The 12702-nt window shown below is 72.5% G+C and carries 12 protein-coding genes; 6 read left to right on the forward strand and 6 right to left on the reverse strand.

Features of this window, described 5'->3' with window-relative positions:
* Nucleotide 1 precedes the first annotated feature (1 nt).
* Nucleotides 2-1318, forward strand: coding sequence for an amidase (locus ACFWIS_RS12610; RefSeq protein WP_380452626.1), 1317 nt, complete (start codon nt 2-4; stop codon nt 1316-1318).
* Nucleotides 1319-1321: 3 nt separating this feature from the next.
* Here the strand turns inward: ACFWIS_RS12610 and ACFWIS_RS12615 are convergent, their stop codons facing one another.
* A complete protein-coding gene (locus ACFWIS_RS12615; RefSeq protein ID WP_380452628.1) occupies nt 1322-1963 on the reverse strand; it encodes a TetR/AcrR family transcriptional regulator in 642 nt (213 codons plus the stop codon).
* 152 nt (nt 1964-2115) lie between these two features.
* Between ACFWIS_RS12615 and ACFWIS_RS12620 the strand changes: the two genes are divergently transcribed.
* Both ACFWIS_RS12620 and ACFWIS_RS12625 read left to right on the forward strand, forming a co-directional pair.
* Nucleotides 2116-2982: an alpha/beta hydrolase gene (locus ACFWIS_RS12620; protein WP_380452630.1), complete on the forward strand. Its 867-nt coding sequence runs from the start codon at nt 2116-2118 to the stop codon at nt 2980-2982.
* Nucleotides 2979-3587: a TIGR03086 family metal-binding protein gene (locus ACFWIS_RS12625; RefSeq protein WP_380452632.1), complete on the forward strand. Its 609-nt coding sequence runs from the start codon at nt 2979-2981 to the stop codon at nt 3585-3587. The genes ACFWIS_RS12620 and ACFWIS_RS12625 overlap by 4 nt, the downstream gene beginning before the upstream one ends.
* A gap of 58 nt (nt 3588-3645) precedes the next feature.
* On the opposite strand, the gene ACFWIS_RS12630 is transcribed toward ACFWIS_RS12625, so the two are convergent.
* Complete coding sequence (locus ACFWIS_RS12630; protein ID WP_380452634.1) at nt 3646-3774, reverse strand: hypothetical protein; 129 nt, start codon at nt 3772-3774, stop codon at nt 3646-3648.
* A gap of 203 nt (nt 3775-3977) precedes the next feature.
* Between ACFWIS_RS12630 and ACFWIS_RS12635 the strand changes: the two genes are divergently transcribed.
* Nucleotides 3978-4799, forward strand: a complete 822-nt coding sequence (locus ACFWIS_RS12635; protein WP_380452636.1) for an integrase — start codon at nt 3978-3980, stop codon at nt 4797-4799.
* Nucleotides 4800-4840: 41 nt separating this feature from the next.
* On the opposite strand, the gene ACFWIS_RS12640 is transcribed toward ACFWIS_RS12635, so the two are convergent.
* The 3 genes from ACFWIS_RS12640 to ACFWIS_RS12650 all read right to left on the reverse strand — a co-directional run bounded on the left by ACFWIS_RS12640 (nt 4841) and on the right by ACFWIS_RS12650 (nt 6989).
* Nucleotides 4841-5209, reverse strand: a complete 369-nt coding sequence (locus ACFWIS_RS12640; protein ID WP_380452637.1) for a hypothetical protein — start codon at nt 5207-5209, stop codon at nt 4841-4843.
* A 190-nt stretch (nt 5210-5399) separates the two neighbouring features.
* Nucleotides 5400-6359: a pirin family protein gene (locus ACFWIS_RS12645; protein WP_380452639.1), complete on the reverse strand. Its 960-nt coding sequence runs from the start codon at nt 6357-6359 to the stop codon at nt 5400-5402.
* Between the two features lie 126 nt (nt 6360-6485).
* Nucleotides 6486-6989, reverse strand: coding sequence for an SseB family protein (locus ACFWIS_RS12650; RefSeq protein WP_380523840.1), 504 nt, complete (start codon nt 6987-6989; stop codon nt 6486-6488).
* A gap of 215 nt (nt 6990-7204) precedes the next feature.
* Here ACFWIS_RS12650 and ACFWIS_RS12655 point away from each other — a divergent pair, with 215 nt between their 5' ends.
* Together ACFWIS_RS12655 and ACFWIS_RS12660 are read left to right on the forward strand one after the other, a co-directional pair.
* Entirely contained in the window at nt 7205-9034 is a 1830-nt protein-coding gene (locus tag ACFWIS_RS12655) for an acyl-CoA dehydrogenase (RefSeq protein WP_380452641.1), read from the forward strand.
* Between the two features lie 270 nt (nt 9035-9304).
* The gene (locus ACFWIS_RS12660; protein ID WP_380452643.1) at nt 9305-10618 is read left to right on the forward strand and encodes a M18 family aminopeptidase; all 1314 of its coding nucleotides are present in this window, start codon (nt 9305-9307) and stop codon (nt 10616-10618) included.
* Nucleotides 10619-10749: 131 nt separating this feature from the next.
* Here the strand turns inward: ACFWIS_RS12660 and ACFWIS_RS12665 are convergent, their stop codons facing one another.
* The gene (locus ACFWIS_RS12665) at nt 10750-12585 is read right to left on the reverse strand and encodes an NHL domain-containing thioredoxin family protein (RefSeq protein ID WP_380452645.1); all 1836 of its coding nucleotides are present in this window, start codon (nt 12583-12585) and stop codon (nt 10750-10752) included.
* Between the last annotated feature and the right edge of the window lie 117 nt (nt 12586-12702).

Genomic DNA, 12702 nt, shown 5'->3' on the forward strand with positions numbered 1-12702 from the left:
TATGGAGGAATCCCTGGTCCGGCCCCGGTCGCTGACCATCGAGGCCGCCGCGCTGCGCTCCGGTGCGCCCGCTCTGCCCGAGTACGTCGACCGGTTCTGCGCGCTGGTCGAGCGGGTGGACCCGCTGCTCCGCGCCTTCGTGGCGGAGCCCGGTCGGCACGACCGACTGCAGGCACGGGCAAGGGAGTTGACCGCGCGGTACCCCGTTGCGGCCGGGCGGCCGCCGCTGTACGGGGTGGCGGTCGGGGTCAAGGACATCGTGCACGTGGACGGATTGCCCACGCACGCCGGGTCGGCCCTGCCGCCGGGGGTGCTGGCCGGCCCGCAGGCCGTGGTGGTGGACCGGTTGCTGGCGGCGGGGGCGCTGGTCGCGGGCAAGACGGTGACCGCCGAGTTCGCGGCGAGCGCCCCGGGCCCGACCCGCAATCCGCACCGCCCGGGGCACACCCCGGGTGGTTCCAGCAGCGGTTCGGCGGCGGCGGTCGCGGCCGGTCTGGTGCCGCTGGCGATCGGCACCCAGACGGTCGGGTCGGTGATCCGGCCGGCCGCGTACTGCGGGGTGGTGGGGTTCCGGCCGACGTACGGGCGGATCCCGGTCGCGGGGGTGATCCCGAACGCGCCGAGCTTCGACACCCTGGGGGTGTTCACCAACGACCTGGCGGGCGCGGCGCTGGCCGCCCCGCTGCTCTGCGACGACTGGCGGCCGGCGCCCGAGTCGGCGGACCCGGCGCCGGTGGTCGGGGTACCGGACGGCCCGTACCTGGAGCGGGCCGAACCGGCCGCGCGGAGGGTGTTCGAGGAACAGCTGGAACGGCTGGCGCGGGCCGGGGTGACGGTGCGCCGGGTGCCGCTGTTCCCCGACTTCGCCGAGGTGACGCGGCAGTTGCAGGCGGTCAACCGGTTCGAGCTGGCCCGCAGTCACGCCGACTGGTTCGCCCGGTTCGGCGGGCTGTACCGGCCGGAGACGGTGGCGAGCATCCGGGTCGGGCAGGGGGTCGCGGCGGAGGACCGGGTGGCCGCCCTGCGGTTCCGGGAGCGGTTGCGCGAGCGGGTGGCCGGGGCGGCCGCCGGGGCCGGGGTGGACCTCTGGCTGGCGCCGTCCGCGCCCGGCGGGGCGCCGGAGGGGCTGCACAGCACCGGGGACGCGGTGATGTCGCTGCCGTGGAGCTTCCTCGGCCTGCCCGCGCTGAGCCTGCCGGCCGGGCGGACCCCGGACGGGCTGCCGCTCGGGCTGCAACTGGTCGGCGCGGCGGGCGGGGACGAGCGGCTGCTGGTCCAAGCCGCCGTGCTGGAGCGGGTGTTGGCGAGGAAGGATTAGGACCTAGGCGAGCGCCGGGTCGGCGGGGTCGGTGGCCTCGGCGCGCAGCAGGCGGAGCAGGAGGCGGCCGGCCCGCTGGTACGGGACGTCCTCCTCGTGCAGCACGGCCTGGGAGTTGGCCGTCTCCAACACCGCGATCAGGGCGAAGGCGAGGTCGCCGAGGTCGGTGTCGGGGCGCAGGGTGCCGGCCGTACGGGCTTCGGCGAGGGCGGCGACGACCGTGGCGTGCCACTCCCGGGCGCAGTCGGCCAGGGCGTCCCGGACGGGGCCGGGGCGGGCGTCGAACTCGGCGGTGACCTCGTAAAAGAAGCAGCCGCCGGGGAACACCCGGGCCCGGGAGTAGGCGAGCCAGCTCTCGCACAGTGCCCGGGCCTTGGCGAGGCCGGGCGGGGTGGCGGCGACCGGGGCGACGACGGCGTCGGCGAAGATCCGGCGGGCGGCGCGGACGGTGGCGAGCTGCAGCTCCTCCTTGGAGCCGAAGCCGGCGAAGACGCCGCTCTTGCTGAGTCCGAGGTCGGTGGCGAGGCGGCCGATGGACAGGGCGTCCAGGCCTTCGACGGAGGCGATCCCGACGGCGCGGCGCAGGACCGCCCGGCGGGTCTCCTCGCCGCGCAGGACCCGTCCGTCCGTGGTCGGTCCGGCCATCGTGCGTCCTCGTTCCTTTCGCAGGGGTGTCGCCCAGGGTAGTGCGCCGCCCGCGGACTGCTCCGAAAACTGCACGAACGGTCGTGCTAATATCTCGCCCCGAGCAAGGAGCACGAGAGCAAGGCCCAGGGAGCGAAGAGCAGGGAGACCCGATGGACCCCGCCCAGGCACTGATCCGTACCGCCCTCAACCCGACCGCCCGGATCGCCCCCGGCCTGGCCGGCCGGGCGGCCTTCGAACTGTTCCGGCGCCCGCTGCGGCGCAGCCGGGTCCGGACCACCGAGCGGGAGGTCCACCGGCAGGCCGTCCGCGAACCGCTCGCCGTGCACGGCAAGCCCGTGGTCGGCTACCGCTGGGGCAGCGGCGAGCGGCCCGTCCTGCTGCTGCACGGCTGGCGCTCCCGGGCCTCCCGGTTCGCGCCCTTCGTCCCCCGGCTGCGCGCGCTCGGCCTCAGCGTCGTCGCCTTCGACGCGCCGGGCCACGGTGACTCCGGCGGGCGCAGCACCAGCGTGCTGGAGTACCGCGAACTGGCCTCCCGGCTCCAGGAGCGGTACGGGCCGTTCGAGGCCGTGGTGGCCCACTCGCTGGGCGTCTGCGCGGCCTTCGGGGCGCTCGGCGACGGGCTGCGGGCGGGCCGGCTGGCGGCCGTCTCCGGGGTGTCCGAGGTCGGCTTCTTCCCCGGAGCCTTCTGCGCCGAACTCGGTCTGGACGCCGCCGTCGAGCGGGCGCTGCGGCAGCGGATCGAGCAGCACCTGTTCGCCGGGGACGCCGGGGTCTGGGAGCGCTACGACGCGGCCGTCCGGGCGGCGTCGATCGACCTGCCCCTCCTGGTGGTGCACGACGAGGGCGACGGCGTGGTGCCGATCGCCCAGGCGCACCGGCTGGCGCGGGCGTACGGGGAGCAGCTCGACCTGGTGGTCACCCGGGGGCTCGGCCACCGCCGGATCATCGGGGAACCGGCCGTCGTTGACCAGGTGATCGGATTCATCTCTGCGGGACTGGGGGTAACTGCCGCATGAAACTCGTCGAACTGCACGCACGGGCCGTGGACTTGGCCGTCGAGGTGGTGGACACGGTACGGCCGGACCAGCTGGACCTGCCCACCCCGTGCGCCGGCTGGACGCTGCGCCGGCTGCTGGAGCACTGCGTCGGGCAGCACCAGGGCTTCGCCGCGGCCGCCCGCGGCGCCGGGCCGGACCTCGCGCTGTTCGCGGACGCCCCGCTGAGCGCGGACCCGGCGGCGGACTTCCGCCGAACCGGCGCCGACCTCACCGCCGCCTTCCGGGAGGCGGCCGTCGGCGAGCGGGCGCTCTGGCTGCCGGAGATCCGGGACGGCGGGCCCTTCCCGCTCGCCCAGGCCGTCGGCTTCCACCTGGTGGACACGCTGGTGCACGGCTGGGACGTCGCCGCGGCGCTCGGCGGCACCGAGCGGCTGGTCACGGCGGTGGACGGGGACGACGCGCTGGCCGACGCGCTGCTGGCGGTCTCCGAGGCCGTCCCGGACACCCCGGAGGCCCGCGCGCCCGGCCGGGCCTTCCGCCCGGGGCTGGCACCCGGGGCCGGCGCCGGCCGGTTCGACCGGGCCCTGGCGCTGCTGGGGCGCGACCCGGCCTGGAAGGCCTAGGGCTCGTCCGGGTCTCCTCCGGCCGATCTTGCCGGGCCCGCGATCGGCCGGACAGGACCTAAGCAGCGGGCCCGGAGTCGGGGTCGCGCTTCTCGTCAGGGAAGCGCGGCCCGCCGATCAGGAAGAACAGTGCGGCGGTCGGGAAGCCGAACCCGGCGGCGACCAGCACGATGAACTGCCAGAACATCTTCCGCTCCTCGTCAGTCCCGGGCCGCCGGGGCACCCGAAGGTGGTCCCAAACCCGACCGGCCCTGAATGGCCGAATTGTCCGGTCGCTATCCGACGGTATGGCCGAATCACCCCCGCTGCCACCGGGCGCCGGGCACCGGTCGGCGCCACACCGGCGCACGGGTCTGGGCGCGGGCCGGGGGTGGCGGCCACACTGTCGGGATGCAGCTACAGCTCGCAGGGGAAGCACGGCGGCCCGACCGCGAGAGCGAGGACTTCGCGGCGGCCTCGCCGGAGGCACTGGTCCTGCTGGACGGCGCGAGTTCGCCGGCCGGTCTGGAGTCCGGGTGCCGGCACGGAACCGCCTGGTACGTACGCCGGTTGGGCGTGCACCTGCTCGCCCGGCTCACCGACCGGGTGGACCGGTCGATCGCCGAGTGCCTGGCCGACGCCATCGTGGAGACGGCCGCGCTGCACGGCGGCCGCTGCGACCTCGGCCACGCCAACACGCCCGCGGCGATGGTGGTCGCGGCCCGGCGGCACGGCGAGTCGCTGGAGTACCTGGTGCTCGGAGACTCGCTGCTGGTGCTGGACTTCAAGGACGGCCCGCCCCGGGTGATCGGCGACAACCAGCGCTTCCCCGGCGGGGAGGGGCTGCGCCGCCAGGTCTGGGCGACCGTCCCCGGCTCGGCCGAGCGGGCCGCGCTGCACCTGGAGTACGTGCTGGCGGTGCGCGCCGCCCGTAACCGGGGCGCGGGTCCGTGGATCGCCGCCGCAACCCCGCGGGCCGCCGAGCACGCCGAGACCGGCTTCGTCCGGCTGGACCGGCTGCACGCGCTGGCCGCCCTCACCGACGGCGCCTCGCGCTACACCGAGCGCTTCGGGCTGGGCAGTTGGGGCGATGTGCTGAGGCTGCTCGCCGAGTCGGGGCCGGGCGAGCTGATCGCCCAGGTCCGTGCGGTGGAGCGGGCGGACGCCGGCTGCGAGCGCTGGCCGCGCGGCAAGACACACGACGACGCCTCCGCCGTCTACGCGTTGCTGTAGGCGACGGAGGCGTCGTTCGGGCGTTCTCGGGGCCCGCCGGGTCAGCGGTTGTAGCCCCAGGCGAAGCTCGACGCGTCGCCGACCTTCTGGACCCACGGCCGCACGTAGCGGGACGGGTCGTCGCTGGTCGAGTACCCGCCGCCGGTGATCTGGCCGACCCAGCCCTGGTCGCTGGTGTACGCGCCGGCCTCGCAGCCCTGGGTGCCGTTGCTCCAGTTGGTCAGGTCGTACTCCACGTACCAGTGCGCGTTGTAGTAGAAGTGCACGTAGATCGAGCAGGTGCCCGTGGTGTCGTAGACGGTGTACGAGCTGGTGTCGATGGACGGTCGGGCCTGGGCCGCGGTGGCTCCGGTCAGGGCGATCAGCGGGGCTGCGGCGAGTACGGCGAGCCGCCGGACGGTACGGCGCATGGCTGGGGTCCTCCCGTTGTGGTCTCGACCAATCTGGCCAGTGGTTCAGACCAATCGCATTATCCCGACGCTCCTGGAGCCGGTGTCAATACCCTTGCGTCAAGGGGGAGATGTGGCTCCTGAGCACTTCCGGTACGGAGTATGCGAAAGGGCCCGGACCGTGTGGTCCGGGCCCTCGCGATGGAGCGGGTCAGCTGGCGTCGGCGGGGATGGTGCCGAGTCGGCCGGCCTGGAAGTCCTCCATGGCCTGCTGGAGTTCGCGGTGGCTGTTCATGACGAACGGGCCGTAGTGGGCGACGGGTTCGCGGATCGGGAGGCCGCCGAGGAGGACCACCTCGAAGTTGTTGTCGCGGGAGTCCTGCTTCTCGTCGGCGCGGATGGTGATCGAGTCGCCGTCGCCGAAGACGACGGCCTGGCCCCGGTGGAAGGGGCGGTGCTCGGCGCCGGCCGAACCGTTGCCCGCGAGGCCGTAGGCGAGGGCGTTGAAGTCGGCGCGCCAGGGCAGGGTGACCTGGGCGCCGGGGCTGATCGACGCGTGGATCATGGTGATCGGGGTGAAGGTGGTGCCCGGGCCCTGGTGGCCGTCCAGCTCGCCGGCGATCACCCGGAGCAGCGCGCCGCCGTCCTCGGAGCCGAGCAGCTTGACGCTGCCGCCGCGGATGTCCTGGTACTTCGGGGTGATCATCTTGTCCGAGGCGGGCAGGTTCACCCAGAGCTGGAGGCCGTGGAAGAGGCCGCCGGACCGCACCAGGGACTCCGGCGGGGTCTCGATGTGCAGGAGGCCGGAGCCGGCGGTCATCCACTGGGTGTCGCCATCGGTGATGGTGCCGCCACCGCCGTGCGAGTCCCGGTGGATGAACGTTCCGTCAATGATGTAGGTGACCGTCTCGAAGCCGCGGTGCGGGTGCCAGGGGGTTCCCTTGGGCTCGCCGGCCGCGTAGTCCACCTCGCCCATCTGGTCCATCATGATGAACGGGTCGAGGTACTTCTGGTTGATCTTGGCGAAGGCGCGGCGGACGGGGAAGCCCTCGCCCTCGTAGCCCTCGGGGGCGGTGGCGACGGTCAGCACCGGCCGCGCGTTCGCGACGGCCGGGTCCGGCGTGGTGACGCGCGGGAGGGTCAGCGGGTTGTCGACGGTCACGGCGGGCATGTCGGCCTCCTTCGAGGGGGGTTCTCTGGCCTACGTGGACGAGGTTAGTTCAATCATCAACAACAAGCAAGTTGAAACTTGAACTATGTGGTGACGAAGGAGCGCGGGCTCCTCTCCCGGGGTGGGCTACCCGTACATCCGGCGCATGGTGAAGTCGACCATCTGCTCGACCGCCTTGGCGTCGAACACCATCCGGTGCTCGCCCTCCATGTCCAGCGCGAAGCCGTAGCCGGTCGGCAGCAGGTCCAGCACCTCGGCGCCGGTGACGGTGAAGTGCTTGGAGTCCTTGCCGGCGTATTGGCGCAGCTCCTTGAGCGAGCTGAACATCGGGATCACCGGCGTCGGGGTGTTGTGCAGCGCCAGGAAGCCGGGGCGCTCGCCGCGCGGGCAGTGCACCTTCGAGGTGATGAAGATGGCCTGGAAGTCCTCGACCGCCATCGAGCCCGTGGTGAAGGCGCGCACCGCGTCCGCCAGGGACGGCGGGGAGGGCTCCGGGTAGAGGGACTGCTGGGGGGCCTGCCCCTGTGCGCCGTACGCGTCCGGTCCGGGCATGCCGTTCATGCCCGGCTGCGGACCCGCCTGCTGCTGGTAGGGGTCACCCGGGTATGCGTTCTGGTCATATCCGTACACACGGACAGGCTAGCGGGAGCGCACCCGCCCGCGCTGGCGTCGATCCTGACAAGGAGTGGTCGCCCCGGCTTGTGGGACGTGACCACGTTCATAGCGGATTCACCGCCGGGGGCTTGCCCAAGTTACCGCTGGGTAGCATCATGATGCCTACTGGTGGGTACGGGACGCCCGAAACGCGGCGGTCTCCCGGAAGCGACGAACCGGAGAAAACGGCCATGGGTCACTACAAGTCCAACCTGCGGGACGTGGAGTTCAACCTCTTCGAGGTGTTCGGTCGCGACCAGGTGTACGGCACCGGCCCGTACGCGGACATGGACGTCGAGACCGCGAAGAACATCCTCAGCGAGATCGCCCGCCTCGCCGAGAACGACCTCGCCGCGTCCTTCGCCGACACCGACCGCAACCCGCCGGTCTTCGACCCGGAGACCAACACCGCGCCGATCCCGGCCACGTTCAAGAAGAGCTACCAGACCTTCATGGACGCCGAGTGGTGGCGCCTGGGCATCCCGGAGTCCATCGGCGGCCAGGTCACCCCGAACTCGCTGATCTGGGCCTTCGCCGAGCAGATCCTGGGCTCCAACCCCGCCATCTGGATGTACTCCTCCGGCCCGGCCTTCGCCGGCGTCATCGCCGAGGAGGGCACCGAGGAGCAGCTCGAGGTCGCCAAGCGGATGACCGACCGCCTGTGGGGCTCCACCATGGTCCTCACCGAGCCCGACGCGGGCTCCGACGTGGGCGCCGGCCGCACCAAGGCGATCCAGCAGGAGGACGGCTCCTGGCACATCGAGGGCGTCAAGCGCTTCATCACCTCGGGCGAGCACGACATGTCCGAGAACATCATCCACATGGTGCTGGCCCGCCCCGAGGGCGGTAAGCCGGGCACCAAGGGCCTGGGCCTGTTCATCGTCCCCAAGTTCGACTTCGACTGGGAGACCGGCGAGCTGGGCGAGCGCAACGGCGTCTACGCCACCAACGTCGAGCACAAGATGGGCCTCAAGGCCTCGAACACCTGCGAGATGACCTTCGGTGCCAAGCACCCGGCCAAGGGCTGGCTGCTCGGCGAGAAGGTCGACGGCATCCGCCAGATGTTCAAGATCATCGAGTTCGCCCGCATGATGGTCGGCACGAAGGCCATCGCCACCCTCTCCACCGGCTACCTGAACGCCCTGGAGTACGCCAAGGAGCGCGTGCAGGGCGCCGACATCTCGCAGTTCCTGGACAAGACCGCCCCGCGCGTCACCATCACCCACCACCCCGACGTGCGCCGTTCGCTGCTCACCCAGAAGGCCTACGCCGAGGGCATGCGCGCGCTGGTGCTGTTCACCGCGTCCGTCCAGGACGACATGACCGCCGCCGCGCTGCGCGGCGAGCGCGACGAGGCCGCCGAGCGCCTCAACGACCTGCTCCTGCCGATCGTCAAGGGCTACGGCTCGGAGAAGTCCTACGAGCAGCTCGCCCAGTCCCTGCAGACCTTCGGTGGCTCCGGCTACCTGCAGGAGTACCCGATCGAGCAGTACATCCGCGACGCCAAGATCGACACCCTGTACGAGGGCACCACGGCGATCCAGGGTCAGGACTTCTTCTTCCGCAAGATCGTCAAGGACGGCGGCCAGGCGCTCGCCGCGCTGTCCGAGCAGATCCAGAAGTTCCTCGCCTCCGCCGAGGGCGGCGACGCCCTGGCCGCCGAGCGCGAGCTGCTCGCCAAGGCCGCCGGCGACCTGGAGGCCATCGTCGGCAAGCTCATCGCCGACCTGACCTCGGTCGAGCAGGACGTCAAGAACATGTACAAGGTGGGCCTCAACACCACCCGCCTGCTGATGGTCTCCGGTGACGTCGTCGTCGGCTGGCTGCTGCTGCGCCAGGCCGCGGTGGCCCTGGCCAAGCTGGAGGCCGGCGCCTCCGAGAAGGACGTGCCGTTCTACCAGGGCAAGGTCGCGGCCGCCCGCTTCTTCGCCAAGAACGTCCTCCCGACCATCGCTCCGCAGCGGGCGATCGCCGAGGGCATCGACAACGAGATCATGGAGCTGGCGGAGGAGGCCTTCTAAGGCCCGCGCCGCTTTCTGACCGACTGGCGAAACCCTCACACCGAAGGGCCCGGCTGCCACCGGGCCCTTCGGTGTTCCTCCGTGGCGCGGGCGGTGTGCGGCGAAGGGGGAACGGGGGTGAAGAGGGTCGGTGAGGTGCGGGTTCAGGGGTTGTGTCGGTGTCCTGGAACCCGTGCGAGGTCACGAATGCCATGTCCGTGTACGGGCATATGCTCAAGGTGCGAAGCCGACCCCCATCCGGCTTCGGCCCTCCCTCGACCCTGGAGCAGTATGTCGACCGCCGCCCGCCGGGCATTCTTCGACCGGACGCACACCGACGATCTGATCGCGTTCCTCGGCACCTCGCCGTCCCCGTACCACGCGGTCGCGAGCGCCGCCGAGCGCCTGGAGAAGGCGGGGTTCCGTCAGGTCGCGGAGACGGACTCCTGGGACGCGGCGGCCGGCGGGCGCTACCTGATCCGCGGAGGTGCGCTGATCGCCTGGTACCTGCCCGAGGGGGCCGGGCCGGAGACCCCGTTCCGGATCGTCGGCACCCACACCGACTCGCCCAACCTGCGGGTGAAGCCGGTGCCGGACACCGGCTCGGCCGGGTGGCGGCAGGTCGCGGTGGAGATCTACGGCGGAGTGCCGCTGAACACCTGGCTCGACCGTGACCTGGGCCTGTCCGGCCGACTGGCGCTGAAGGACGGCACCGCGCGGCTCGTCCAGCTGGACGAGCCGCTGCTGCGGGTGCCCCAGCTCGCCATCCACCTGGACCGCCAGGTCAACGACGGCATGAAGCTCGACCGGCAGCGGCACCTCACCCCGATCTGGGGTCTCGGGCCGGTCGACGAGGGCTCGCTGATCGCCTACGTCGCCGAGCGGGCCGGGCTGGCCGCCGAGGATGTGGCCGGCTGGGACCTCATGACCCACGACGTCCAGCCCGCCTCCTACCTGGGCCGCGACCGGGAGCTGCTGGCCGGCCCGCGCCTGGACAACCTGCTGTCGGTGCACGCGGCCACCGCCGCGCTGGCCGCCGTGGCCGTCGCCGCCGCCGAGGGCGGGGTCGCGCTGCCGTACATCCCGGTGCTGGCCGCCTTCGACCACGAGGAGACCGGCAGCGAGTCCGACACCGGCGCGCAGAGCCCGCTGCTGGGCAACGTGCTGGACCGGACGGTCCACGCCCGCGGCGGCACCCCGGAGGACCGCGCCCGGGCGCTGGCCGGCACCGTCTGCCTCTCCTCGGACATGGGCCACGCCGTCCACCCGAACTACTCCGAGCGGCACGAGCCGGGCCACCACCCGCTGCCGAACGACGGGCCGATCCTCAAGGTCAACGTCAACAACCGCTACGCGACCGACGGCGTCGGCCGGGCGGTCTTCGCGGCCGCCTGCGAGAAGGCCGGCGTGCCGTGGCAGAGCTTCGTGTCCAACAACGCGATGCCCTGCGGGACGACGATCGGCCCGATCACGGCGGCGCGGCTGGGCATCAAGACGGTGGACTGCGGCATCGCGGCGCTGTCCATGCACTCGGCGCGCGAGCTGTGCGGGGCCGAGGACCCGTACCTGCTGGCGAGCGCGATCAAGGCCTTCCTGGAGGGCTGAGCGGGGCTGAGCCCGGTGCGACGGAGGGGGCCCACCGGTTCTTCGGCGGGCTCCCTCCGCGTTGCCCTTCAGGAGCTGCTCTTCAGGAGGAGTTGCCCTTCAGGAGGAGTTGCTCTGCAGGAGTTGCCCGGTTACTCCATGCCCGCCAGGACCAGCGGGAGGCGGCGGACACCGTCGGCGACCAACTTCACCGGCACGCCCCAGTCCTGCTGGTGCACGTGGCAGGCCGGGAACTCGATCTCCGGGTCGTCGTCGCAGGAGGCGGCCATCGCCGAGACGTGCAGCACACCCTCGGTGACCTCGTCCGAGAGCACCAGCTCGCGGGAGAGGTCGGTGTCCGCGCCCGCGCCGGAGACCAGCAGCTCGGGCGGGGTCGCGCTGACCAGCAGCCGGGTGGACGGGCCGTAGCGCTCGTCCAGCTTCTGGCCGCTCGGTGCCTCGAAGACCACGTCCAGCCGGAGGGCGCCCGGGGCGACCTCGGTGGCCGCGCGCTGGGTGCGGTGCGCCACCGACTCGACCCGCACCGCCTCCTCGGGTAGCCGCAGCCTGGTCAGCCGGTGCCGGGCCGACTCGACCACCACGATGTCGCCGTCCACCAGCACCGCCCCGGAGGGCTCGCGCAGGTCGGTGGCCAGGGTGGTGACCTCGCCGCTCGCCGGGTCGAAGCGGCGCAGCGCGTGGTTGTAGGTGTCGGCGACGGCCACCGAGCCGTCCGGCAGCACGGTCACGCCCAGCGGGTGCTGGAACAGCGCCTGGTCGGCGGCGCCGTCGCGGTGGCCGAAGTCGAACAGGCCGGTGCCGACGGCGGTGTGGACCGTTGTGGTGCCCGTTCGGGTGCCGTCCGTTTCACGTGAAACGAAGCGCAGTGCGGAGGTCTCCGAGTCGGCGACCCAGAGCTTCCCGCCGTCCGCCGAGACGGCCAGACCGGACGGCTGGGCGAACCAGGCCTCGGCCACCGGGCCGTCCACCAAGCCCTCGTTGGTGGTGCCGGCCGCGACGCCGACCGTGCCGTCCGCCGGGTCGTACGCCCACAGCTGGTGCACGCCGGCCATCGCGATCCACACCCGGCCGTCGAACCAGGCGACGTCCCACGGCGAGGAGAGGTCCACCTCGCGGGCCGGGCCCTCGGTGGGCGAGCCCTGCCACCACTGACGGCCGGTGCCGGCCAGGGTGGTGACACTGCCGTCGGCCAGCCGCACGCCGCGCAGCGCGTGGTTCACGGTGTCGGCGACGATCACGTCGTGGTCACTGCCCTCGGGGAGCAGGGTGAGGCCCTGGGGCTCGCTGAACCGCGGGCTGGTGCCGTCCACCAGGCCGCGCTGCCCGTCACCGATCCGGCGCAGCACCGTCTCGCCGTCCTCGGCCAGCTCGACCAGGCTGTGGTGGCCGGAGTCGGCGACCAGGAAGTGGCCGTTCGGCAGCCGGACCGCCTTGCCGGGGAACTTGAGGTCGTCGGTGCTCGGCTCGGGCGCCACGTACGGGCCGTCGCCGCGGCGCAGGGTGCCCTTGGCCTCGTGCTCGGCCTCCAGCTCGGCCACCAGCCGGGCGATCGCGTGGGCGTGGCCCTCGCCGGCGTGCTGGGCCACCACGTAGCCCTCCGGGTCGATCACCACGAGGGTCGGCCAGGCGCGGACGGCGTACTGCTTCCAGGTCGCCAGCGCGGGGTCGTCCAGCACCGGGTGGTGCACCTCGTAGCGGGCGACGGCGTCGACGACGGCCTGGTGGTCGGCCTCGTGCACGAACTTCGGCGAGTGCACCCCGACGATCACCACGGTGTCGCGGTGCTGCTCCTCGAGCTCGCGGAGCTCGTCGAGGACGTGCAGACAGTTGATGCAGCAGAAGGTCCAGAAGTCCAGGATGGTGATCTTGCCCCGGAAGTCGGCGAGGGTGAGGTCCTTGCCGCCGGTGTTGAGCCAACCGCCTGCGCCGAGGAGTTCGGGGGCGCGTACGCGTGCACGAGATGCCATGGGGTTATCCAACCTCATGAGGGGTGGGGGTGTTCCGGGGGTGGGGGGCGCTGCGGGGGGCTGTTGGTTGGGGGGTGGGCTTTCGGGAGGGTGGGTGGTTGCGGGGGGGGGTGGGGA

Source organism: Kitasatospora sp. NPDC127060, from assembly GCF_042724935.1.
Lineage (GTDB): Bacteria > Actinomycetota > Actinomycetes > Streptomycetales > Streptomycetaceae > Kitasatospora.